The sequence below is a fragment of the Methylobacterium litchii genome, assembly GCF_038442315.1.
Taxonomy (GTDB): Bacteria; Pseudomonadota; Alphaproteobacteria; order Rhizobiales; family Beijerinckiaceae; genus Methylobacterium; species Methylobacterium litchii.
The window spans coordinates 1-20,685 of the sequence record NZ_JBBXMY010000004.1 but is presented as its reverse complement, the minus strand read 5'-3'; the positions used below and the strand labels follow the sequence as shown (position 1 = coordinate 20,685).

The 20,685-nt window shown below is 67.6% G+C and carries 25 protein-coding genes and 3 pseudogenes; 13 read left to right on the top strand and 15 right to left on the bottom strand.

The annotated features are described in order from the left end of the window. Positions 1 to 213: 213 nt before the first annotated feature. Both AAHF99_RS09445 and AAHF99_RS09440 read left to right on the top strand, forming a co-directional pair. The gene (locus AAHF99_RS09445; RefSeq protein WP_342163964.1) at positions 214 to 1,386 is read left to right on the top strand and encodes a zinc-dependent alcohol dehydrogenase; all 1,173 of its coding nucleotides are present in this window, start codon (positions 214 to 216) and stop codon (positions 1,384 to 1,386) included. A gap of 84 nt (positions 1,387 to 1,470) precedes the next feature. After that, entirely contained in the window at positions 1,471 to 2,277 is an 807-nt protein-coding gene (locus AAHF99_RS09440) for an SDR family NAD(P)-dependent oxidoreductase (RefSeq protein WP_342163963.1), read from the top strand. A gap of 31 nt (positions 2,278 to 2,308) precedes the next feature. Here AAHF99_RS09440 and msrA read toward each other — a convergent pair. The 3 genes and pseudogenes from msrA to AAHF99_RS09425 all read right to left on the bottom strand — a co-directional run bounded on the left by msrA (position 2,309) and on the right by AAHF99_RS09425 (position 5,935). Continuing rightward, positions 2,309 to 2,826, bottom strand: a pseudogene (msrA, locus tag AAHF99_RS09435) (peptide-methionine (S)-S-oxide reductase MsrA). 678 nt (positions 2,827 to 3,504) lie between these two features. After that, the gene (locus tag AAHF99_RS09430; RefSeq protein ID WP_342163962.1) at positions 3,505 to 3,837 is read right to left on the bottom strand and encodes a hypothetical protein; all 333 of its coding nucleotides are present in this window, start codon (positions 3,835 to 3,837) and stop codon (positions 3,505 to 3,507) included. A 139-nt stretch (positions 3,838 to 3,976) separates the two neighbouring features. Further along, positions 3,977 to 5,935 carry a helix-turn-helix domain-containing protein gene (locus AAHF99_RS09425; protein WP_342163961.1) on the bottom strand — a complete coding sequence of 653 codons (1,959 nt, stop codon included), beginning with the start codon at positions 5,933 to 5,935 and terminating at the stop codon, positions 3,977 to 3,979. A 611-nt stretch (positions 5,936 to 6,546) separates the two neighbouring features. Between AAHF99_RS09425 and AAHF99_RS09420 the strand changes: the two genes are divergently transcribed. The 9 genes and pseudogenes from AAHF99_RS09420 to AAHF99_RS09380 all read left to right on the top strand — a co-directional run bounded on the left by AAHF99_RS09420 (position 6,547) and on the right by AAHF99_RS09380 (position 10,828). Next, a complete protein-coding gene (locus tag AAHF99_RS09420; protein ID WP_342163959.1) occupies positions 6,547 to 6,774 on the top strand; it encodes a hypothetical protein in 228 nt (75 codons plus the stop codon). Between the two features lie 95 nt (positions 6,775 to 6,869). Beyond that, a pseudogene (locus AAHF99_RS09415) lies at positions 6,870 to 7,475 on the top strand (N-acetylmuramidase domain-containing protein); the annotation flags it as partial. A gap of 48 nt (positions 7,476 to 7,523) precedes the next feature. Further along, positions 7,524 to 8,102 carry a peptidoglycan-binding domain-containing protein gene (locus AAHF99_RS09410; protein ID WP_342164328.1) on the top strand — a complete coding sequence of 193 codons (579 nt, stop codon included), beginning with the start codon at positions 7,524 to 7,526 and terminating at the stop codon, positions 8,100 to 8,102. Further along, the gene (locus tag AAHF99_RS09405; protein WP_342163958.1) at positions 8,102 to 8,278 is read left to right on the top strand and encodes a hypothetical protein; all 177 of its coding nucleotides are present in this window, start codon (positions 8,102 to 8,104) and stop codon (positions 8,276 to 8,278) included. Before AAHF99_RS09410 ends, AAHF99_RS09405 begins: the two co-directional genes overlap by 1 nt. Before the next feature lie 137 nt (positions 8,279 to 8,415). Next, positions 8,416 to 8,628 carry a hypothetical protein gene (locus tag AAHF99_RS09400; RefSeq protein ID WP_342163957.1) on the top strand — a complete coding sequence of 71 codons (213 nt, stop codon included), beginning with the start codon at positions 8,416 to 8,418 and terminating at the stop codon, positions 8,626 to 8,628. Beyond that, positions 8,625 to 9,107 (top strand): hypothetical protein, encoded by a 483-nt coding sequence (locus AAHF99_RS09395; protein ID WP_342163955.1) that lies wholly within the window; start codon positions 8,625 to 8,627, stop codon positions 9,105 to 9,107. The genes AAHF99_RS09400 and AAHF99_RS09395 overlap by 4 nt, the downstream gene beginning before the upstream one ends. Next, positions 9,104 to 9,424: a hypothetical protein gene (locus tag AAHF99_RS09390; RefSeq protein ID WP_342163954.1), complete on the top strand. Its 321-nt coding sequence runs from the start codon at positions 9,104 to 9,106 to the stop codon at positions 9,422 to 9,424. The genes AAHF99_RS09395 and AAHF99_RS09390 overlap by 4 nt, the downstream gene beginning before the upstream one ends. After that, positions 9,421 to 9,624, top strand: coding sequence for a hypothetical protein (locus AAHF99_RS09385; protein ID WP_342163953.1), 204 nt, complete (start codon positions 9,421 to 9,423; stop codon positions 9,622 to 9,624). The genes AAHF99_RS09390 and AAHF99_RS09385 overlap by 4 nt, the downstream gene beginning before the upstream one ends. A gap of 346 nt (positions 9,625 to 9,970) precedes the next feature. Further along, the gene (locus AAHF99_RS09380) at positions 9,971 to 10,828 is read left to right on the top strand and encodes a phage regulatory protein/antirepressor Ant (RefSeq protein ID WP_342163952.1); all 858 of its coding nucleotides are present in this window, start codon (positions 9,971 to 9,973) and stop codon (positions 10,826 to 10,828) included. Between the two features lie 89 nt (positions 10,829 to 10,917). On the opposite strand, the gene AAHF99_RS09375 is transcribed toward AAHF99_RS09380, so the two are convergent. From AAHF99_RS09375 to AAHF99_RS09335, 9 genes are all read right to left on the bottom strand, one after another. Next, on the bottom strand, positions 10,918 to 11,286 hold the full coding sequence (locus AAHF99_RS09375) for a hypothetical protein (RefSeq protein WP_342163951.1): 369 nt from the start codon (positions 11,284 to 11,286) through the stop codon (positions 10,918 to 10,920). A 2-nt stretch (positions 11,287 to 11,288) separates the two neighbouring features. After that, positions 11,289 to 12,119, bottom strand: coding sequence for a metallophosphoesterase (locus tag AAHF99_RS09370; protein WP_342163950.1), 831 nt, complete (start codon positions 12,117 to 12,119; stop codon positions 11,289 to 11,291). A gap of 22 nt (positions 12,120 to 12,141) precedes the next feature. Beyond that, on the bottom strand, positions 12,142 to 12,477 hold the full coding sequence (locus AAHF99_RS09365) for a hypothetical protein (RefSeq protein ID WP_342163948.1): 336 nt from the start codon (positions 12,475 to 12,477) through the stop codon (positions 12,142 to 12,144). Then, positions 12,470 to 12,691, bottom strand: a complete 222-nt coding sequence (locus AAHF99_RS09360) for a hypothetical protein (RefSeq protein WP_342163947.1) — start codon at positions 12,689 to 12,691, stop codon at positions 12,470 to 12,472. The genes AAHF99_RS09365 and AAHF99_RS09360 overlap by 8 nt, the downstream gene beginning before the upstream one ends. 10 nt (positions 12,692 to 12,701) lie before the next feature. After that, positions 12,702 to 15,203, bottom strand: a complete 2,502-nt coding sequence (locus AAHF99_RS09355; RefSeq protein WP_342163945.1) for an AAA family ATPase — start codon at positions 15,201 to 15,203, stop codon at positions 12,702 to 12,704. Between the two features lie 65 nt (positions 15,204 to 15,268). Then, positions 15,269 to 15,862, bottom strand: a complete 594-nt coding sequence (locus AAHF99_RS09350) for a hypothetical protein (protein ID WP_342163944.1) — start codon at positions 15,860 to 15,862, stop codon at positions 15,269 to 15,271. Next, a complete protein-coding gene (locus AAHF99_RS09345; RefSeq protein ID WP_342163943.1) occupies positions 15,862 to 16,197 on the bottom strand; it encodes a hypothetical protein in 336 nt (111 codons plus the stop codon). Before AAHF99_RS09345 ends, AAHF99_RS09350 begins: the two co-directional genes overlap by 1 nt. Before the next feature lie 2 nt (positions 16,198 to 16,199). Beyond that, the gene (locus AAHF99_RS09340) at positions 16,200 to 16,322 is read right to left on the bottom strand and encodes a hypothetical protein (protein WP_342163942.1); all 123 of its coding nucleotides are present in this window, start codon (positions 16,320 to 16,322) and stop codon (positions 16,200 to 16,202) included. Continuing rightward, positions 16,319 to 17,344: a DUF6011 domain-containing protein gene (locus tag AAHF99_RS09335; RefSeq protein ID WP_342163941.1), complete on the bottom strand. Its 1,026-nt coding sequence runs from the start codon at positions 17,342 to 17,344 to the stop codon at positions 16,319 to 16,321. The genes AAHF99_RS09340 and AAHF99_RS09335 overlap by 4 nt, the downstream gene beginning before the upstream one ends. 334 nt (positions 17,345 to 17,678) lie before the next feature. Here AAHF99_RS09335 and AAHF99_RS09330 point away from each other — a divergent pair, with 334 nt between their 5' ends. Beyond that, positions 17,679 to 18,098 (top strand): hypothetical protein, encoded by a 420-nt coding sequence (locus AAHF99_RS09330; protein ID WP_342163940.1) that lies wholly within the window; start codon positions 17,679 to 17,681, stop codon positions 18,096 to 18,098. Continuing rightward, positions 18,095 to 18,391 (top strand): hypothetical protein, encoded by a 297-nt coding sequence (locus AAHF99_RS09325; RefSeq protein ID WP_342163939.1) that lies wholly within the window; start codon positions 18,095 to 18,097, stop codon positions 18,389 to 18,391. Before AAHF99_RS09330 ends, AAHF99_RS09325 begins: the two co-directional genes overlap by 4 nt. Positions 18,392 to 18,564: 173 nt before the next feature. Here AAHF99_RS09325 and AAHF99_RS09320 read toward each other — a convergent pair whose 3' ends face one another. The 3 genes and pseudogenes from AAHF99_RS09320 to AAHF99_RS09310 form a co-directional block, all read right to left on the bottom strand. Then, positions 18,565 to 19,446 (bottom strand): DNA adenine methylase, encoded by an 882-nt coding sequence (locus AAHF99_RS09320; RefSeq protein WP_342163938.1) that lies wholly within the window; start codon positions 19,444 to 19,446, stop codon positions 18,565 to 18,567. Between the two features lie 32 nt (positions 19,447 to 19,478). Further along, the gene (locus tag AAHF99_RS09315; RefSeq protein ID WP_342163937.1) at positions 19,479 to 20,339 is read right to left on the bottom strand and encodes a hypothetical protein; all 861 of its coding nucleotides are present in this window, start codon (positions 20,337 to 20,339) and stop codon (positions 19,479 to 19,481) included. A gap of 228 nt (positions 20,340 to 20,567) precedes the next feature. Continuing rightward, positions 20,568 to 20,685 (bottom strand): annotated as a pseudogene (locus AAHF99_RS09310) (IS5/IS1182 family transposase); the annotation flags it as partial.

The following is a 20,685-nucleotide window of genomic DNA, read 5'->3' as shown; positions in this document are numbered from 1 at the left end:
CCGTAACGGTTAGGTCACGGGTGTGAACGCGCCGGCGACGGTAAGGGTCATTCAGCGGTCCAGGTGGGTTTGAAGGTGGGCCGCAATCGTTGCGGCACGTGGACGGGCGCTACGGAACCCCCGTCAACGAGGTTGACTTCCCAATGGAAGCCTCGTTCGCGAACGCGTTCCTCTCGGGAGGAACATGGCTTCGCCCTCGACCGGAGAATCTCGATGAAGGCACTGTGCTGGCACGGCAAGGGCGACATCCGCTGCGACACGGTTCCCGATCCGCGGATCGAGGACTCGCGCGACATCATCCTCAAGGTGACGTCCTGCGCCATCTGTGGCTCGGACCTCCACCTGATGGACGGCCAGATGCCGACCATGAAGGCCGGCGACGTGCTCGGCCACGAGTTCATGGGCGAGGTGGTCGAGGTCGGCCCCGGCTTCACCAAGTTCAAGAAGGGCGACCGCGTCGTCGTCCCCTTCAACATCAATTGCGGCGAATGCCGGCAGTGCCGCCTCGGGAACTGGTCGGTCTGCGAGCGCTCGAACCGCAACGGCGAGATGGCGGCGGCGCAGTTCGGCTACCCGACCGCGGGCCTGTTCGGGTACTCGCACCTTACCGGCGGCTATGCCGGAGGGCAGGCCGAGTACGTCCGCGTGCCGATGGCCGACGTGGCGCCGATGCTGGCCCCCGAGGGCGTCGATGACGAGTCGCTGCTGTTCCTCACCGACATCCTGCCCACCGGCTGGCAGGGGGCCGAGCACTGCGAGATCCAGGGCGGCGAGGTCATCGCGGTCTGGGGCGCGGGTCCGGTCGGCCTGTTCGCGATCCAGTCGGCCAAGATCATGGGGGCCGAGCGCATCATCGCCATCGACACGGTGCCGGAGCGCCTCGCGCTCGCCCGCACGTACGGCGCCACCGACATCATAGACTACGCCAAGGAGGACGTGTTCGAGCGCATCAAGGAGATCAGCAAGGGCGAGGGCGCCGACGGCGTCATCGACTGCGTCGGCATGGAGGCCAGCGCCGGCCACGGTGTCGCCAGCCTCGTCAACACGCTGCAGGAGAAGCTGACCTCGACCGAGCGCCCGTATGCCCTGATGGAGGCGATCAAGGCGGTGCGGCCCTGCGGCATCGTCTCGGTGCCGGGCGTCTACGGCGGCCCGATCCCAATCAACATGGGCATGATCGTCCAGAAGGGCCTGACCATGAAAAGCGGGCAGACCCACGTGAAGCGCTACTTGGAGACGCTGACCAAGCTGATCCAGGAGGGCAGGATCGACATGACGTCGATGATCACCCACCGCTCCACCAACCTCGCCGACGGTCCGGACCTCTACAAGACGTTCCGCGACAAGAAGGACGGCTGCGTGAAGGTCGTGTTCCACCCGAACTGAGCGACTGCGCCGATCCCCGTCAACTCACGCATCCAAGGTTCTCGTCATATCTGGTGGGACCTGGGCGCCAACGGAACGAAACAGATGGATCTCGGAATGAAAGGGCGGGTCGCGGTCGTGACGGGCGCCAAGTCCGGCATGGGTCGCTCGACCGCGGAGCATCTTCTGCGCGAGGGCGTACACGTCGTCCTCACCGACAAGGAAGGACCCGATCTGGAGGCGACCGCCGAAGAGTTGTCGGCGCTGGGTCAGGTCCGTGCCGTCCAGGCCGACCTCAGCGAGGCGAAGGGGATCGAGGTGCTCGCCGCCTTCGCCAACATGGCCTTCGAAGACAAGCCGACCATCCTGGTCTGCGCCGCCGGCATCACCGGCGCGTCTGGGGACTTCCTCGAACTCACCGACGACGACTGGCTAGAGGCGATCCAGACCGACCTCATGGCCGGCGTCCGGGCGACCAGGGCCTTCATCCCGCACATGCGCAAGGCGGGTTGGGGCCGGGTCGTGCTGTTCTCCTCGGAGGATACCGTGCAGCCCTACATCGAGGAACTTCCCTATTCGGCCGCGAAAGCCGGGGTCCTGAACCTCGCAAAGGGCCTGTCCAAGGCCTACGGTCCGGACGGCGTGCTCGTGAACGCGGTCGGCCCGGCCTTCATCGCCACGCCGATGACGGACGCACAGATGGAGAAGAAATCCAAGGAGAAGGGTATCTCGTTCGACGAGGCGATCGAGCTGACGCTCGACGAGGAGCGTCCCGGCATTGTCGCCAAGCGCCGTGGCAAGGCGGAGGAAGTCGCGGCGGCCGTGACGTTCCTCTGTTCCGTACGTGCCAGCTTCATCAACGGCGAGTTCCTGCGGGTCGACGGTGGTTCCGTGATGACCATGGGAACCTGAGACGCCGGACATTCCGCCGGCCCGGGCAGGCTTACGCGTCCTGCGTCGCGTGAGCACGCGAGGGCAGCACCCCGTTCGGCCTGATGAAATGGCAGGTATACCCATTGGGGATACGCTCTAGGTAAACCTGGTGCTATGGCTCGGCCTCCCAGAACGGCCCGGCCGGGGCTATCTCCGTCACGACCCCGCCCGGCCAGAGACCGGAGGCGTCGACATCGGCGATGGTCTCTTCCGCCACCCGGCGCTGGTCGTCGTCGGCGTAGAAGATGGCGGAGCGGTAGCTCAGGCCCCGGTCGTTGCCCTGCGGTTCGGCGTGGTTGGGTCGTGGATCTGGAAGAAGAACTTCAGCATGCGCCTGAAACTCGTCCGGGCCGGGTCGTAGACGATCTCGATGGCCTCCGCATGGGTTCCGTGCTTGCGGTAGGTCGCGTTCGGCACGTCGCCGCCGGTGTAGCCGACGCGGGTCGAAACCACGCCCTCCTGGCGCTGGATTAAGTCCTGCATGTCCCAGAAGCACCCACCGGCCAGCACGGCCCTTTCGGTTCTCATCGCAACTCCTCGATAGTCGTTCCGCTCGTGTCCTGGATATTGGGATGTGGCGAGCGCCACGCCCAGTGACCCGGCGCCACGTCTGCGCAAGCGAGGCGAGGCCGGAAGCACATCTCTCGTTGGGCGGCGCACGGCTAATCACGCTGCTCCGGGTCAACCCAGTTTTCTAAAGGCCGCCCATTCCCTGGGCGGCCTAATTGCCTCTGGTTGTTGCGATGCGGAACTTTGGGATCCGAATGCGGATCTTTGGGGCGGCTATCACCGGTATCGGCTAGCACGGCGGTCGCCAGCAACGCTGTGATGTTGGTGATCCAGATCGCTGGGTTCACGGCGAGGTCCGCGTCGCCGTAACGGGGTACGTGTGCCTGATGGAAGAACACCGCGTTTGACGAAGCGAAAGCTCAAAGGCAGTGGGAAACGTCCGCTTACCTGCAGCCTGAGCTCCGAAGCGGACCGGCCGCTTTCGGCCAGGTTCGGTCATGCGTCACCCCTCGCCTGAGGCTCGCGGCCTGCCGTGCAACCGACAATCCCTCATCGATCGGCACCTCGATGCAGGGCATCGGACAGGGCAAGGCCCGCCGCTGGCTGGCAGGGCGGGCATCGTGGGCAAGATGGCTCACCTGGCCGGGACGCTGGTGGCGAGGGTACGTTACGGGCTCCCCACGGTCTCGGGCTGGGCTAGTTCCTGCGAGGTGCGAGGCGATTGGCGAGGGAGCGATGCATTTCCGCCCTGTCGAGGGCGATGCCCTGTTGGGTGCGGCCCTGCAGGCTCCTGGCGGCCAGCCGGAGGACCTCCCGGAGGGGGATTGTCGTCGACCCGTCCGGCCCCCCCCCGGCGGCTATCGCGTCACGCATTGCGTCGACGATGGCCGCGTCCAGCATGCGTGGATCGGGCACGCCGGCCTGCCTCATGGCCTTGCGAGCCTCGCGCTTGCGTTCCCGGTCAGCCGCCTTCCTGGCAGCCTTGGAGGCGGTCACGGGATGGGCCAGGGGGATGGAGGCGAACATCATGCCCTCGATCCTGCCTACGGCCCTAGCAAGGCACCAGGAGCCCTGAACGACGACACCCGCCGCGGTTTCCCGGCAGCGGGTGTGTGTCTGTCGACAGTGTGGTGCAAAGCGACCGAACAGGGTCGAGACGACCCAGAGCTTAATGTAGCGTGGGAGCCGCTCTACCACAACGGTGCCAGTCGCGAGGACGGGGCTTGGGGGCAGTGAAAATGGGCTCCTCGGTTGGCAGGCCGACCATCAGCTTGCCGTCCTCGATCTCACCCTGCAGGGTCATGATGGCGCTCTCGATGGCCTCACGACGGACGTGCTGGCGCATCCAGGAGTTGACGTGGCCCCGGGCACGGAGGAAGTGCCAGAACAGGCGCTGCAGGCGGTCTCCGTGATCGGCATGGACCTGCCCGTCCGGGAGAGGGCGATGCTCGGCCTCCCACCGGTAGAACTGGACCAGATCGGGGTTCGGGTCGGCCTCCACCCAGGCCGGGACAGGCATCTCGACCTGCGGCAGGACGGGGGCAGCGGGGCTGGCTACGCCACCCTTTAGATAACGTGCCGTTTCTGAGACACCCCGCGAGATGGTCTGATCCTGTTCGGTGGCCGTGATCTCGACGGCCGGATGGGCATCGAGGGCGCGGTACACGGTGGCTCGCGAGCAGCCCAGCAGGCGGGCGATCTCGGCCACCGGCAGATCAGTGGCCGCCTGGATCTCCCGGGTCAGCCTGGCGACCTCGGCAAGGGTCTGGGCGTGGTCGGCGCGGGCCGTAGCCCCCTCGCGCTGCCGGCGAGCGGCGGACCGCTCGGTGGCCGTCCTGGTGGGCGCGTCGGGGCGGAGCAGCGTTAGGCCGAGCTCGTCGCACACGTCCGCCGGCAGGGACAGGTCCGTCCGGACTTTCGCGAGCTTCGGCGTGTAGAGCGGCGAGACGGCCCGGCCTTCATGCATCCGCACCTCACCCGCCTCGTCCGCCCTAAGGCGCTTGTCGACCGGCCGGAGGTACGAGCGCAGGTTGTCCTGTGAGAGCCCCTTCCCGACGACGTGCGGTGCGAACTCGGCCGCCCAAGAATCGGCATCGCCCCCCATGCCGGAACGGGCACGGGCGACGGCGATATGGAAGCATAGCCGGTCGCGCAGGCCCATGCGGGCGAGACGCTCGGGTCCGAGACCGAGCACGCTTATGAGCTCGCCCTCGACGGCGCCCCACAGCCCGCGGGAATGGGAGCGCGGCCGCCGCGGCGTGACAGGCTGGCCATCGGCCTTGGCCTGCTCCTCGCGTGCGGCCTTCTTGGCTGCCTGCGCCTCGCGGTAGGTTCGCATCTCCTCGCGGTCGAACGGGAACACGGCGTCGGCAAGCGTCTCCAGGTCGTGGCGCTGCACGTCCGCCCAACTCTCGGGCCACAGGAGACGCACGCGCTCGCCGGACTTTTCATTGAGGCTGCCGGCGACTCTGTGGACGCGGGCCATATCGCCGACGGACCAGTCGAGATCCATGCCGGCCCATACGGATGCGTTGGCAGCCGCCTTGGCCTTTACGCGCTCGAAGGTGTCCTTTTTGGTCGCGACGGCCTCGCCCCACAGGCAGCGCAGGAGCCGTCGGATACGGGTCTGGACGCGGGCGGTGAGTGGGTGCCGGGACAGCCAGACGCACCACAGGCCGCGGCCTGAATAGAGGATATATGACGGCCGCGGGATCCCGGCGGCATCCATCCTCGCGAGTAGGATGCCGGCGATTTCGTGGGCGGGCATGCCGTGGAAGGGCGAGCTCGGCGAGATTTCGCAGTCCGCCCACATCAGGGCGTTCACCTGCGCGAGGGCGCCGCGGCCCTCATAGTGGCGCTGAAGCGAGACGTGGCTGGCAGTGTGGGCGGCCGGGCTCTTGGCGAGCTCGCGGGTGCGGAGCTGGACGCCGGCGTCGAACGCGCTGTCAACGATGACGGTGGCGTTGCCCCTGTTCCGGGTGCCGTGAAGGGTGTGGAGGTGGGCGATCTTCGCTTCGAGGGCGACCCGCTCCTCCCGCTCGCGCAGGATCGTGGCTGCGTCCGGCCGCTCCATGAGGAACGACGGCGCCGGCGGGATCTCGCTGATAGTGGGGGACAGCAGGGCCATGCGTCTCGACGAGGGTTGGTCGCGCGGGGCACCACACCCGCTGCATCGCCCATGTTAGCCTCGTCGCGCCCTCCCACAAGCGTGACCGCAAGCGCTCGAATGCCTAGGCTTAACGGTACAGGCGGATGGAGCGACGCCGCGAAACCTGCCCCGCCCAGGCCCTTGCGTCGCCGCCACGGCACCGAACGCGACGCCGCCCGATCCCGGACGCATCGCCGCCCGATCCCGGACGCATCGCCGCCCGCGGGACCATCATACGGGCACGTGAGCGCCTCGAAATATAGTTTGCGCGATCCTTTGCGGCGGTCTCGCGACCCAGCAACGCCAGGTTGAGTGGAGGATCACCCCGATTGTAATCATGTTGAAATTTGCCGTTGTGCACGATTTAATCGCGCCCAGGTCACGCGTCGGCACGAATCGATGTGGGCCTGGGGGCTGCCATCATGAAGCTGTTGCATCCGAGCACGCCTGAGCCGTGCTCGCCTCGTACGTACGTCGCCAAGAAGGAGGAGATCCTGGATCGCGTCCGGAAGGCCATCAAGGCCCGGAAGTGGTAGTGCCAGGATCTCCATGCGGTCTACCCGAGCATCCGGAAGAAGAAGTTCGACCTGATGATGGACGAGGAGGGGTTGGAGGACTGGCGGTTCAGCATGCGGTTCGCGTGCGGTGTCGCCGAGGCCGTCGGCATCGATCCCTGGAATGGCGGGCCGCCGATGGTCCTGCCGGTGCCGGCTCCGCTGCCCACCATCGAGTACGTCCGCGTCCCAATGCCGGCTCCGCCGCGGCGGACGCAGCGCGGTCCGATCCCCGGCCAACTGGCTCTTGATCTCGCCGCCTAGGGCGGGTTCGTCGGTTGCACGGACCGGGCGCACTCCTGATCGCATAGCCCCGGCACACACGACCATTCGGGCCCGGGCATGCTCCGGAGCCTCCCGTGCGTCTGTCCGAAACCATCGTCGCCGCCGTGCTGGCCGCGGCGCCCTACGCCGGCATCGAGCCGGCAGGCCTCCTCACCGTCACGCAGGTTGAGACAGGCGGCCGCCCGTTCGAGACCGCCGACCTGGATCCGTCCGACGGCATCGAACCCTGCATGCTGTTCGAGCGGCACCAGTTCACCCGCGCCCTCGCGAAGCTGGCCCCCGACCTCCTGCCTGAGGCAAAGCGCCAGGGCCTCGCGATCCCCAAGTGGCTCGGTCCCGGGTCCAGCCAGTACGCCGACCAGAAGACCAGCGCCGGCCGCCTCGCCGCCATCGCCCGCGCCGCGGCCATCCACCCCGAGGCCGCCTACCAGTCCTGCAGCATGGGCCTGTTCTAGGTCATGGGCTCGAACCACGGCGCCGCCGGGTTCGCGTCCGCCGTCGAGATGCACGACGCCCTGACCCGCGGCGGCATCGAGGCCCACATCGGCGCCGGCGTCGCGTTCATGCGGTCCAAGGGCCTCGTGAAGTACCTCGAAGCTCGCGGCTGGAAGGCGTTCGCCAAGGGCTACAACGGCACCGCCTACAAGTGGAACGCGTACGACACCAAGCTCGCCGACGCCTATGCCGAGTGGAGCACCAAGCTCCGCGCCGCCCCGGCGCCGGCGGCGGTGGCCGATGCCTCGACCCTCAAGCTCGGCGACGCCGGCCCCCGCGTCCGCGCCTTGCAGGAGACAATCGTCGGGTTCGGCATCGCCCTGAAGCCCGACGGCAAGTACGGCCCGGCTACCCGCCGCGCCGTGGCGGCCGCCCAGGTCGAGCTCGGCCAGCCCGGCGACGGCGTCGCGTCCCCCGCGTTCGTCGCCGCCCTCGAAGCCGCGCCCACCATCGCCAAGGGCGCCCGCGAGGTCGCCTCCAAGTCCGAGGTCAAGCAGGTGTCGGTCACCGCCCGGATCGGCGACCGCCTCCGCAAGCTCGGATGGGGCGGGGCCGGCGGCGCCACCGGCTACGTGGCGCTGTTCAACGACAAGGCCTCTACCGTCCGGGACGGTATCGACCAGGCCCGCAGCGCCAAGGAGACCGTCACCAGCCTCGTCGGCGACGGCGCCACCGCAACCGCCACGGCATGGCTCGCCGAGCACTGGCAGGCCCTGGCGCTGGCCGGGGGCTGCGCCACCGTCGCGGTCATCGGCGGCACGATCCTGAAGGCCTCGGTCGAGGCCTACCGCGAGGGGAGGCTCGTCGCCTGATGAGCACCTGGCTCCTCATCTCCGCCGGCGTCCCGGCCGCGGCCGCGGTGGCGCTCATGTTCTCCCCATGGGGCGCGGCCGCCCTGGCGTTGCTGGCCAACAGCCGGCTCGCCCGGGGCGCGGCCATCGCGGCCGCCGTCGGCTGGGCCCTGCTCGTGGCGGCTGCCCGGATCTGAAAGGCCGGCCGCGACGAGGCCCTCGTCGAGGTCCAGCGGGCCAACGCCGCGGCCAAGGCCGACCGCGAGCGCATCGAGGCCCAGGTGAAGGCGATGCCGGCCGACGCCGTCACCCGCGAGCTGGAGGAGTGGTCTCGATGAGAGCCGTGCTCAGGGCGACTCTGCTCGCCTCCGTGCTGTCGACCATGCTCATGGCCGGGCAGTGCACCACCACCAGCGGCAACTTCTGCGACGTCGCCTCGCCGCGGCGTCCTTCGAGGGGCCAGATCGCGGTCATGTCGGACGAAGCCAAGCGCCAGGACCTCGCCTTCAACCGCTATGGCGCCGAGCACTGCGGGTGGAAGCCATGAGGTCGATCCGGAGCCTACCCACGGTATTCACCCCCAGCCGTGCCCTGGAATGGCACTGCGCGGGCACAGATGCCCTCCTGGCCCTCGTCCTCGCCCTGCCGGGCAAGACCTTCGCGACCGGCGCGGTGTGGGACCGGTTCGCCGCCGTCATGCCCGAGAACGATTGGGCCATGCTGATCGGGGCGGTGGCGGTCGTGCGCATCGCCGCCCTGGCCATCAACGGGCACTGGCGCCGCACGCCCCTCCTTAGGGCCCTTACCGCCGCGATGGGCGCGGGCCTCCACGCCTACCTCGCCACCCTCTTCTACGTGCCGTCGGTCGAGGCCTTCGGGACCGGCGCCGCCTTCTCGGCCGCGCTGGCGATCTCGGACATCCGGTCCGCCTTCAAGGCCGGACGCGACATCGTCGTCGCGGGCCGGGTGTTCGAGATGATGCGGTCAGCCCCTCCGGCCCCGCTCCCGAGGAGCTTCGCGCCGTGAACCTGTCAGCCATCCTGGCCGCCTTGGAGCCCTGGAAGGGCGTCATCGCCTCGGTCGGCGGCGTGCTGGCCGGCGTCCTCGGCATCGTCGGCGGCGTCCTCAAGCAAACGAAGGTGGCGGACACCACCGCCGCCGACACCGCGCCTCCGTTCGGACCCCGCCCCGGCGTGGTGCGGCTGCATGCCGACGACCGCGACCTGATTGGCGACGCGCGCGAGGCGGCGAACGAGCTGACGCGCGCGGTGCGCAGGCTCACCGGCGTCATCGAGGACCAGGGGGAAACCTGCCACCGCTCCCGCCCCCGGGATCCCGAATGAGCGACGCGGCCGCCCTGCTGCCGGCGCCCGACGCCGGCGCCGACGACAGCGACATCCTCCTCCGGCTCGCGGAAATCCTCGCGGGCCGGCGTGAGGGCGACCTCTCCCTCGACGAGGCCGAGGCCCTCGCGCCGCGGACCGCCTATGCCCCCGAGGACATGGCGGACCGTCTCCTCCCGCTCGCGCTGAGGCGGACGTGATGGGCAGGCAAATGCACAATGCCCACGACATCTACCCGACCGTGCGGGAGATCGACCCGACGCGCGTCGCGAACTTGATGATCGATCAGGGGGCCGCGGCGTGTGCTGAGCGATGGTTCTGGCTCTGCGAACACGCCATCTCCGACCTCGCGACCGAGGGTAAGGAGCTGATCAAGGCCGGCCGGAAATGGTCCGGGCCGCGCGCTCGGAAGCCCCGGGGCCCGCGTCCAGGCAGGCCAAAAACGAATCGCTAAAATCAGTCACCAGCACCCCGACGGGGTGTCGGTCCCTCGGAGGCGCTGGAACGCCTCGACGAGGGACCTGACCCTAGACACGGATGATCCCGATGTCCCAGGCTGGCTCCCAGGTTACCACGCTCCCCTCCGACACGGCCATCCCGCGGCCGGCGCTCGCCCCGGTCGACGGCGTCGCGATGGCGGACAGCCGCAACGTGGCGATCATGTTCGGCAAGCGGCATGACAACGTCATGCGCGACATCAGGGGTCTCCTCAATTTTGAGGACACCCCCTGCGGCCGCCATTTCAGGGCCTCGACGCACGTCGACCCGCGCAACGGCCAGACCTACTCCCATTACCTCATGGACCGCGATGGCTTCTCGCTCCTGGCCATGGGGTTCACCGGCGCCCGCGCCACCCGGTGGAAGCTGTCCTTCATCGAGGCGTTCAGCGCCATGGAGACCGAGCTCCGTCGGCGCGCGACGCCGGTCATCGACCTCGACGACAACGCGACCCTCCGGAGACTCCTGCTGGGCCGGGTCGAGCGTGTCGAGGCGCTGGAGGCTCAGGTGGAAGAGACGACGCACGCGCTGGCCATCGCTCACGAGACCATCGAGCAGGACAGCCCAAAGATCGAGGCCTACAAGGCCCTCATGGACGATAAGGGCACGTGCTGCCTCGCCGATGCCGCGAGGCACATTGGGGCCGACCAGGTGGCCTTCTTCAGGTGGATCCGCTCCTCGGGCTTCGTCTTCGAGAAGGCGGGCGAGACGCTGCCGGTCGCTGAGTACCGGGCGGAAGGCCAGTTCAAGGTCAAGCTCACGAAGCTGTCCCGCAACCGCTATGCGAGCCAGACCCGGGTAACCCGACAGGGCCTCGTCTGGCTCAATCACCGCTGGCAGGCGCACCTCGCCCGAAAGGCGAAGGCAGCCGCGGCGGCGCGGATCCAGGGTGAGCTGGGGGTCTGAGAACCGCTGCAAGTAATCGATAGCTAAGACGCGATAGCTACGAAGGCCGGGGCGATACCCCGGCCTTCAGCGTTTCAGGCCGATAGGGCTTAGTCCCCTGTCCCGAGGTCGACCGCCCCCTCCGCGCAGGCCCGGGCGTTCCCGAAGAGCTCGTTGTTGCCCGGGTTGTACACGAGGCGGCCGAGGGGCGGGACGTCGATCAGGACGAGCCCCATCGACCGGACCGCCACGCCGGCGCCCATCCGGGCCGACCACCGACCGTTGCGCGTGTCCCGCGTCTCGCACCGGGCCCGTACCTTCCACTCACCCGGCGCCGTCCGGACGAAATCCAGCGACGTCGTCAGCTCGTCGTGACCGCGGCGCTCGACCGTCCCGGCCTGCCACCGGTCCTGATCCATGACGCCGGCGACGGCGGGGGCGGCCGCCACCATGGCGACCGCGAGGAGGAAGGCGCGCATGCTCAGACCTCCACAACGAGGGCAGCGTCAAAGTCCGGGTTCTCCGGCTTCCGCTGCTCCGGTTGGCCTCGCGTGCCGGGCGTGACCTCCACGTACCCCCTCGGGTTTGAGAGTACGCGCGTCCCGCCGACGCGGTAGTCGCGAGACTCGTGCACGTGCCCGTGGACCCACAACGTCGGCGCATGCGGCCCCTCTAGGACCGCGGATAGGTCGGACGCGTACGCGGCATCCAGGGGCGTCTGCCATTCGCCGCCGCGCAGGCTCCGCTCGTGCGGGGCGTGGTGCGTGACGACGACTGTCGGCCCAGCATAAGGGACTGCTAGGGCGGCCTCCACCCGACGGCGCTGATCGCGATGAAGCTGTGCGGTGACGACTGGCAGAAACGCGCTATAGCTCCCCGGCCCGCGCCGGTTCTGGATCTTACGGACGTCATGCATGCCGGTCGTACGATCCGCGCCGTCGGACATCGCCCGGGCGCGCTGGTCGGGACACAAGCCCCAGTCGGTCCACAGCGTCGCCCCGACAAACCGAACGCCAGCGTGAACCGCGACCTCGCCTTCCACGAGCAGGTCGACACCGGCAGCCGGCGCGAGCTCACGGGCCTCGGCGAGCTGCGGCTGGTACTTGCCCTTCCACCAGTCGTGGTTGCCCGGGACGTAGACGACGGGCTTACCGGTGCGGGCGCGGAGATCCGCGAGCCACGGGAGGACGTGCCGGCAAAGGCGCTCGGACACGTCTCCCGCGATGACGGCGACGTCGTGCTCGGGCGGGTCGAGATCGAGGGGATACACATCGAGGTGCAGGTCCGAGAGGACCCATAATCTCACGGTCATGGCAGAATCCTCCGGCCCGCGCTCAGAGGAGCGCCCAGGCTTTTCCGGCTGTCGTGAATGCTATGACCCTAGCATCCAATACTTTCAGAAACCCTGGCCGGAGGGTGAAAAACTCATCGCACCATGGGTTATACCCAACCTCGATCGCACCGGGCGGCATACCCTCGTATGGGATCCGCGTCCCGCGCGCGTAGGCATGCACGGACCGGCGGGCCGTCCTGATCACCGCCGCGCGGCCGCCCGGCTGGACGATCAGGCGCACGTCCGCGAGGGCGATCTCCCGGACGTGCTCGACGACGCGGCCGCCCTCGCGCACCGACCAGCACCGGCGGGCGAGGTTGCGGTAGACGTCAGTCACAGGCTGGTAGCGGGCTGAAAGCCAGGGCGAGGGCCTCGGTCTCCAGCGCCATGCGAAGGGCTACGTCGGGCACCAGGCGGCCCCGGGCTTCCAGGCGGATGATACGGTCGACCCGCAGGCCGGCCGCGACCGCGATGAGCCCGCAGACCCGCCGGAGCGCCCACGCCCGGCGGATGCGCGCCCGGATTAGGGGGAGAGTGTCGTGCTGATGCATGACCGCCTCCTCAGCGCCGCAGAACCGGGCCGGCCTCGGCGACGAGCCGTGCCACGCGCGCGCCGTCGAGGCGACGCTCCACGAGGAGGGCATCCGCGAGCCGGCGGATCGCCCCCGCGTGCCGGCGGACGGTGTCGCGCGTCTCGGCGTACAGCCTGTCGAGGAGCGCGGTCGTGTCCGCCTGCAGGCGGGGGTCCGTCGCCAGGGCGGTGACGGGATCCCGCTCCACGGCGATGAGGCTCCGCTCGCCCAGCCCCCACTCCCCGAGCATCCTCACGGCGATGCCCGTGACGGTGAGCAGGTCCTGGCGCGCGCCCGACGAGGCACTGTCGAGGACGACCTCCTCCGCTGCCCGCCCGGCTAGGCCCACACGGATCCGCGCCTCGGCCTCCGCGCGCGTCCAGATCCCGCTGTCCGCCCCGACGATTTCGACCCACCCGCCCGTGCCCTCCCGGCTCTGCAGGGCGACGACGAGGTCGCGTTCCGGATGTGCGAGGTGAGCCAGTAGAGCGTGCCCGGACTCGTGCACCGCCAGGCGGTACCGCACCGCCTCGGGCAAGTCCTCCTCGCCGGCGCCCGCCACCGCCAGCAGGTCGTCGAGGACAAGCGGCCGCCCCGCATGGCGAGCCTGGCGGCGGGCGTCCTCGACAAGGGCCTCGATCATTGCGCCCGTGTACCGCTCCGTCCGGTACGCGACAGGCAGGAGATCGGCGTCGCGCAGGTCGTCGCCGAGGCGGACGCGCAGCATCGCGACGCGCTCCTCGACGTCGGGCAGGCCGATGAGGATCGTCCTTCCGAGGCGCCCGGGGCGCCGGATGGCGGGGTCGACACGCTCGACGTCGTTCGTCGTCCCGATGACGATGACCCCCTCGCGGCCGCCGGCACCGTCAAGTTGCTCCAGATAGGAGTTTGTGACTTGCAAGACGTAGTCAGCGTGCCGGTGCTGTACCGAACGCCGGTCGACGAACGCATCTACCTCGTCCACGAGCAGCAGGCAGCCTCGCCGACCCGACGCCAGGGCCTTGGCCCGCGCGAAATCCTCCCGCATGGCCTTGAGCAAGGTGCCCAGGTGCGCCTCTCCCGTGCCCTGCCATGCCATCAGGGATGTGCTGATGAGGGGCAGCCCACTGCTGTTTGACAGGGCCTGCGCGAAAAGCGTCTTGCCCGTGCCCGGCGGCCCGCCCAGCAGCAAACCGTTTCGGACTACCGCCCAGGGTTCGCCTCCGCGCCATGCCGCCAGGTCGGCGATGAGGCCGCGGCCCCACTCGACGGCCTCCCGGGCGCCGTGGAGTTGGTCGAGCGCAAGGTCCCGCCCCCGGCCCGACGCCGGCGTCGGCGTGACGAGCCGCACGATGTGCTCGACGCAGTGTGCCGGATCCCGTCCCGGGCGGACCGCCGCGGCGAGATCAACCGCCGTGAACGCCAGCTCCTCCAGCTTCGCGCGATCCGCCTCTGAGATGGGCTGGCCGCTCGTGCTGCGGATCACCGCGGCGACGTCCGCCCCGGTGATCGAGGACAGCGTGAGACGATGGTCGGCGGCCCGCAGCGCGACGGCCGGCAGGCACGTCCCCGCGTCAGGCGACAACGCCAGGACCGGCTTCTCTCGCCGCATGTAGGCGACGTACTGCCGCTCGCGCTTTGCGACGTCGGTCCCCTTCGGTGGCGCATCCTCAACGACGATCTCGACGCCGAACGGGACCGCCTTCTTGCTCTCCGCGACGTCCTTGAGGACGGCGAGCGTCAGGGCGTCCGGCACGTCCAGGATGACGACGCCTCCATTGCCGGCCAGCGCCTCGCGCACGCCGGGCACGTCGAGCGTGCGCCGGAGCTGAAGCGATGCCGCGTGCGAGATCGGCGGGAGGCCGGGGTCCACGTCGTCGAGCCCGTCGAAACAGGCGTCGTCGGCCGGCTCAGCGCGGGGGGCCGCGGCGGTGATGACGGCCGCCTCGTCAACGAGGTCCTCCCACGCCATCTGGCGGGACAGCAGGCGGCTCTCGGGACGCCAGGCATGCTCGGCGTCGTACGTCCCGAGCTCGATCTGGCGTGCGGCGTACGAGACCTCGGCACGCGTGCAGAGCGTCCGCCTGCGATCCACGGGATCCGCGAGCGTCGCGAAATGCACCTCCAAGGAATGCATCGTGCGCACGGCGGACTCGTAGTGCCCCGCGATGGCCGCGCAGAAACGCGCCCGGCTTGCCCAGTCATCGAGCACCTCGCGGATGCGGGCGGGCAGCGCCTTGTCGACGGCGGCGAGCTCGCAGGCCTGCGCGAAGCCAAGCACGTGGACGACGTGGCAGTCCACAGTCAGGGCGTCGGCGGCGTGCCAGATCCCGGCGGGGATACCCGAAAAATCGGTCCCGAAAGCCCACGCAGCCATGTCGGCGCATGGGTGGCCCACGGTCGGGTGCCCGATGGCGAGCTCGTGGAACGTCGGTATGTCAGTGAGAGTGTTTGTGGGCGTGTGGTCGCCCGCACGGGCGTGCTGCGCCCGACGCTGTGCGTCGTCGGTCATGTGATCTCTCCGGTCACTGCCCTGCATCGAGGCCGGGCGGTTCGGTCAGATGATCACAGGACCAGTTAAGATCTCGTGTCTCCTGACCGGAAGGCGTGCACAGCCGCCCGGATATCGTCGACCTGATCGAGCGCCACCCCGACGACTTGCCGGAGATGCTGCCCGAGCTCCTCGCGCGCGGACGCCGACATGCGCCCCTGCGACTCTGACGGATCGTCGTCGGCGGTCGCATCGCGCCATGAATGCGCGACTGCTAGCATCGTGAAACCCAAGGCCCGCGGCATCGGATGGGCGCATGACCGCGCGAGGAGCTGGAGGACCGGGGCCGGGAGCCCCGATTTCCCGATGCGGTCACGCTGGCACGACCGCGGCGTCAGGCCCGTGATCATGGCGAGGTGCCCGATCCATTCCGCGCCGAGGACGCGCTGGGCAGCCTGCTCGATGGCATCGAGCATGTCCGCCCGGAACGCCTCGTCCGTGTCGACGGGCGCGCCATTCACGAGCGGCCGGCGCCCATCATAGGAGAGCACCGGCAGGCCCTGCCAGCGGGCGCGGCTCGCGTAGGGCCCGCCTTTGAGCCCCTCGATGGAGGACGGGGTGACGCCGACGTAGCCGACGGCGTCGGGCTTGCCGGGAACCGAGATCAGACGAATCGCCATCAGGCGGCCACCTGCGCGATCGTGGCCTTGGCCTCGGCCGTCAGTCGCTCGATCTCGGCGAGCGCGGTCTCGATGTCGAGGGTGAAGTGGCCCTCGATGTCCGGGTCCGAGCGTCCCGGAAACGAAACCTCAGGAGCGAGGTAGCCGTCGTCCGTGAGCCATATCGAGCGGTTGATCTTGCCGCCCGGGACCTTGTCCTGGCGGTCCCACTGCATCAACAGCCGGGTCGCGTCCTGGTACTCGTACATCTTGAGCGTGGGGACGTAGCCCTCCGCCTGCAGGCGCGCCGCCAGGGTCTCGGCCTTGCCGCGCGTGATGAGATTGACGGTCTTCATGATCAGCCCCCGAGCGTGAGGTAGTGGACGTTGCGGAACGCGATGGCGTGTCCGTTGGCAATGACGGCGATGCCGTAGCGGACCGCCCAAGGGCGACCCGCGATGGTGATGACGGGGAACCTCACCGGGGGAACTCGGCGGACGACACGCGGCCGTCCTGGTCCGTCTCGATGCGGGCGACCTCGGTGAACGCGGCCGCCCCGGCGGAGAGGAAATCCGTCACGGACATCACCGTGACCGGCGTGGTCTGGATCCGGCGTCGGGCGATGACCTCCAAGGCCTCGCACCGGTGCCGGACGTTGATGGACCGGAATCCGGCGAACCGCCCGTCCTGCACGACGATCTCGTCCCAGACCCCCCTCGTATCCCTGTAGATTAGGGACAGGTGGGTGAGGTCGATCTTGCGGTAGACGAGGTCCGCAATGACGGCCTCGACGTTGTTCGTGATCGTAGGCCCCCCCTGGTCGAGGTCGATGAGGCAGAGCACGTCGCCGACGATCTCGCTCTCGTAGTCCGCGCCCGCGAAGAACTCCCACATGTGCAGCTGGCGGCGCGTATGACCGTGCGCCCGGCAGACGGGTCCGACGCCGGCCTTGACGCTCTCGGGATCAGACAGGGGCCTGCCACACGCCTCGCACGCCGGGCCGCTGGCCGGCTTCGACGCGTCGGCCTGCTGGAGCTGGGCCTGCTGCTGGATCATCGCCGGGGCGGGCTCCGGCTCGGGCTTCACTTCCTGCCAGACGAGAATCGCCCCGGCCTCGCGCTCGGCGCTGTTGAACCGGAACGGGTCCCGACCCCCGAGGAGGGAGACGATCTCGCCGGTGGCGTCCTGCGCCCGCTCGTAGACGAGAGGGAAGACGCGCTTATGGACCACGTCGTCCTTGTCGACCCAGAGCTTGACGACTTGCCAGCCCGCCTTCGCCGGCGACTTCATGGCCTCGGCGTCGAGCTCCTTGAGGTCCTCGCGCATGTCGCGGCCATGCACGCGCAGGCGGTCGAGGGTCTCGTAGAGGTGGTCGGTGTTGCCGAGGCCGTAGACGGCGATGTGGCTGTCGATCACGGACTGCTGGCAGTCCATCGACTCGTCGTTCGCGCGGATTTTGTAGAGCAGCGCCTCACGCGCCCGGGCGCGGGTCAGGTAATCCATGGTGGCTCTCCTGGTCACAGACCCGCGTTGACGCGAGCCGGTTTGTCCGAATTAAACGGACGTTTACCATAAGTCAAGGCCCCCTGACGCGAGCGGGCAGCGAGTGCGAACCCGCGAAGCCAGGGGGTGGCACCCAGATTTTCTGGAGAGGCGCCGCGTTTTGCGGCCATGGGTGATGAACGCACGGACCCTGCTCACGGTCTAGCTGGCTCGAATGTCGAGGGTTAACGGAACGCACACTTGTCAACGTCGACGTGAGGTCCGCCCGGCGCCCCCTTCTCCTAGGGAGCGACCAGGATAACCTGTTCTGAGCTCATGAAATCGAGAACAGGCAATGTCCTACACGGTCGACGACCTGGCGGAACGCGTCGCCGCTCTGACGCCCGACGAGGTTAACGAGTTAGAGAAGAGGGTCTCCGGCCTGCGCGCCGAGAAGGTCCGCGCTGAGGAGGCACGCATCGCCGGGCTTCGGGCGCTCTCGGACTATGAGGCCCTCGACGCCGTACTGGTTTCCACCGGTATCGACATCGACGCCGATGGATCCATCGATGCGATCCTGGTGCGGTTGAGAGAGACGGGCTTCGTCAGGGGCGTCACCCTGGAGGCGGCCTACCGCGAGGGCTACGAGCGGGGTGCCTACGATATCCACGTCGGGTCGGGCGTTCCGAACATCTACGCCGTCGATGACCTCGACTACACGCTTCGCCGCGACCTCTGGCTCGAAACTCAGGCCAAGGCGGCCGCGGCGTCATGAAGAAGTCCCACTCCCTCCGCCACCGCATCCTGGCTGCCCGGCGCGCCCGTCGGGCCCGCACGCTCGCGGCCCGGCGCCAGGTCGAGGCCCTCGCCTCCCGGATCGCGTGGCGCCAGGCCCTGCAGAGAAGCCAGGCCTACCGGTACTCCCCGCGGGCGACTGTGACGGAAGCGCTGAATGCCTTGCTGAAGAATCTCCGCGAGGGCGGCGTCCTGTCGAGGCTCGGCATCGTGCGCCTGCCCCCGGGCGTCCGCACGATCACCTACACCGCCGCGAACCTCAGGAGGGCCTGATGGATGCCTACCTAGATACCCTCGCCCTGTAGGCGATGCAGGCGATTCGTCAGCTCGAATGGCGCGTGTTCCCGGGCGGCCCCGCCCAGCGCGAGGCCGCCATCCAGGTCGTCGTTCGGGAGGCCCTGGAGAAGGCGCGCCGGGATGCGCGGGTCGGGGAACCGAAGCCCGCGTTAAAGAGCGAGTTCCCCTTGTTCGAGTAGAGTGATCGAACCCGAAAGCTCCGGCACAAGTAGCTGATCATCAAAAAACATCACCTCGGCCCCTTTGTGGTTCCTCCGTGCCGAGTAACCTATCCCATATGAAACACGCTGACGATCTGAGTAGAGGTCTCGTATTTCAGGAACGTCATCGTAGGATACTATCCAGCGCTGATGCTTGATAGCAGTTTGCATCACTGAAGCGATATTGACGTGATCGTCATGGACGTAAAAATCGTAGTATAAATCGCGACCCTTAACATAGTAGGGCGGATCGCTGTATATAAGCGTATTTGCGGGCCATTGTTGTGCGCCGCGCCTCAAGAATCGTTCTGCATCCATGCCGGTTAAGGTAATCTTGCTGCGGAGCTTAGCAATAGACTCTATGCGATGAATAAGCTCGTTCGCGTTATACCTCGCATCGATCTTGTATGGGCCTGTCTGATCGCGACCGCCGATGATGCCAGCGTTGAGGATGCCTGACCTGTTCGTGCGATTGAGGAAGAACATCGCAAACCCGAGGTCGAGCGTAGATGCATCTTTCTGCCGCTGGAAGACCGCCTTCTGAGCATCCCACGCCTCAACCGTCAGGGGCGTATCGCGGATCAGCTTGCAAAGACCTTCTGTCTGATCGAGTACGCAACGCCAAAAACTATAGACGGGCCTGCTCACATCATTGATGTGGATGCGAGATACATATTGGTGAAATAGTAATTCGAGAGCGATCGCGGAGCCGCCTGCAAATGGCTCGACATACTCTCCGTCAAGCAATTGATTTTGAGCGATAATTCGCTTGACATAGGACGCAAGTTTTCCCTTGCCCCCGGGATAACGAAGGGGCGTGAAATGTACCAAGCGTGGTGGTCGAGGAAGCGGTTCCTTCCTCGTCATTTCCAAATGCTTTCAAAAAACAGTTGCGAATTATCCCAGGACACCTTTAGCTCTCTTTCCTGCGGCGAATAAAATCGGTTGTGCACGTAGTTGTGCAGCGTGTCTACGTACAGCGGACTGTTTTTGTCGTCTATACCCTTGGAGATGCCATCAAGATTCTTCTTGGGTACACCGGCATTTTCGAGATGGTCGATGACCATCTTCACCTTCTCACGGAGCTTTTTATCCTTCGCCCCGGCGGGGGTCTGCGTGGTCGATGGTAGGCCTTCTTTGTCCAGATAATGGTCGACCGAGAGCTCTAGAAACACGCGGAAGAGCACCGAGATGGCGTGGGGGCTATCCTGCATGCTGAGGGCGCGCAGCTCCTTCACAATCTCAGCGACCTTCGGGTTCGATACGGTCAGCGCGCAGTCCCGGGGGATGAGTGCCCTGCGCTTGTAAGACCGCTGCTTACCCGATTTTGGCGGCGCTGGCGCTGGGGCAGGCGGGGGTGGTGCAGGAGGAACAAAATCGCTGTCATCAAGGGTCTCGACCGCGGTGGCGCTCCCGGTCTTGGTAGTGAGGTCTGGCAGGTCGTCAGCGAGGCTGGCGACGTAATCGGTCATCTGATCCCGCTTCTTAAGCATCGTCACGTTGACCGCGCCGCTGGCCAGATCCTTGACCATGCGTTTCAGTGGCTTGATCACTTCATCAGGCGGGAGATCAGAGAGGAGCTTCTGTCCTTTAATCTCGATGCCAATTTGCTGGCGCACAGCAGGCGTTGAGAGCAAGCGATCCAAGGTTGTGATCGGGAAACGATCTAGAACCTCCTCCTTCTCATCGTCTGTCAGCCCGCCATGTTTCAATACCAAGTCCATGGCTTGCAGTGCCGGGTCAGTTCCTCTGAATCGAGCCGTCGCAACGCCGTTCCAGTCAACGATGCCGCGCCCGCCATTGGCGCCTGTATGTCGCTGCGTTATCCAAGGCGCACCCTCAGCCCGCGTTTTCAGTTCGAAACAATCGATGGGTTCGATGCTCGCCGGATCGAACTCCTGGGCTAGCTTCTCGAACCGACGCTGGAGATGGGGTCGAACCTCTAAGAGCGCCTAACAAAACCATCGTTCGATGAAGCGCCAAACGATGAGGGCGGCCGCCAGGGTCGAGAAGGCCAGATGGATGTCGGCCCGTCGTTCGTAGCGGATGGCAAGGCGGCGGAACTGGGCG

Coding starts and splice junctions, on each gene's coding strand:
- AAHF99_RS09445 (WP_342163964.1), top strand. CDS start 214: ATGAAGGCACTGTGCTGGCACGGCAAGGGCGACATCCGCTGCGACACG.
- AAHF99_RS09440 (WP_342163963.1), top strand. CDS start 1,471: ATGGATCTCGGAATGAAAGGGCGGGTCGCGGTCGTGACGGGCGCCAAG.
- AAHF99_RS09430 (WP_342163962.1), bottom strand. CDS start 3,837: ATGATGTTCGCCTCCATCCCCCTGGCCCATCCCGTGACCGCCTCCAAG.
- AAHF99_RS09425 (WP_342163961.1), bottom strand. CDS start 5,935: ATGGCCCTGCTGTCCCCCACTATCAGCGAGATCCCGCCGGCGCCGTCG.
- AAHF99_RS09420 (WP_342163959.1), top strand. CDS start 6,547: ATGATGGACGAGGAGGGGTTGGAGGACTGGCGGTTCAGCATGCGGTTC.
- AAHF99_RS09405 (WP_342163958.1), top strand. CDS start 8,102: ATGAGCACCTGGCTCCTCATCTCCGCCGGCGTCCCGGCCGCGGCCGCG.
- AAHF99_RS09400 (WP_342163957.1), top strand. CDS start 8,416: ATGAGAGCCGTGCTCAGGGCGACTCTGCTCGCCTCCGTGCTGTCGACC.
- AAHF99_RS09395 (WP_342163955.1), top strand. CDS start 8,625: ATGAGGTCGATCCGGAGCCTACCCACGGTATTCACCCCCAGCCGTGCC.
- AAHF99_RS09385 (WP_342163953.1), top strand. CDS start 9,421: ATGAGCGACGCGGCCGCCCTGCTGCCGGCGCCCGACGCCGGCGCCGAC.
- AAHF99_RS09380 (WP_342163952.1), top strand. CDS start 9,971: ATGTCCCAGGCTGGCTCCCAGGTTACCACGCTCCCCTCCGACACGGCC.
- AAHF99_RS09375 (WP_342163951.1), bottom strand. CDS start 11,286: ATGCGCGCCTTCCTCCTCGCGGTCGCCATGGTGGCGGCCGCCCCCGCC.
- AAHF99_RS09370 (WP_342163950.1), bottom strand. CDS start 12,119: ATGACCGTGAGATTATGGGTCCTCTCGGACCTGCACCTCGATGTGTAT.
- AAHF99_RS09360 (WP_342163947.1), bottom strand. CDS start 12,691: ATGCATCAGCACGACACTCTCCCCCTAATCCGGGCGCGCATCCGCCGG.
- AAHF99_RS09355 (WP_342163945.1), bottom strand. CDS start 15,203: ATGACCGACGACGCACAGCGTCGGGCGCAGCACGCCCGTGCGGGCGAC.
- AAHF99_RS09350 (WP_342163944.1), bottom strand. CDS start 15,862: ATGGCGATTCGTCTGATCTCGGTTCCCGGCAAGCCCGACGCCGTCGGC.
- AAHF99_RS09345 (WP_342163943.1), bottom strand. CDS start 16,197: ATGAAGACCGTCAATCTCATCACGCGCGGCAAGGCCGAGACCCTGGCG.
- AAHF99_RS09335 (WP_342163941.1), bottom strand. CDS start 17,344: ATGGATTACCTGACCCGCGCCCGGGCGCGTGAGGCGCTGCTCTACAAA.
- AAHF99_RS09330 (WP_342163940.1), top strand. CDS start 17,679: ATGTCCTACACGGTCGACGACCTGGCGGAACGCGTCGCCGCTCTGACG.
- AAHF99_RS09325 (WP_342163939.1), top strand. CDS start 18,095: ATGAAGAAGTCCCACTCCCTCCGCCACCGCATCCTGGCTGCCCGGCGC.
- AAHF99_RS09315 (WP_342163937.1), bottom strand. CDS start 20,339: ATGGACTTGGTATTGAAACATGGCGGGCTGACAGACGATGAGAAGGAG.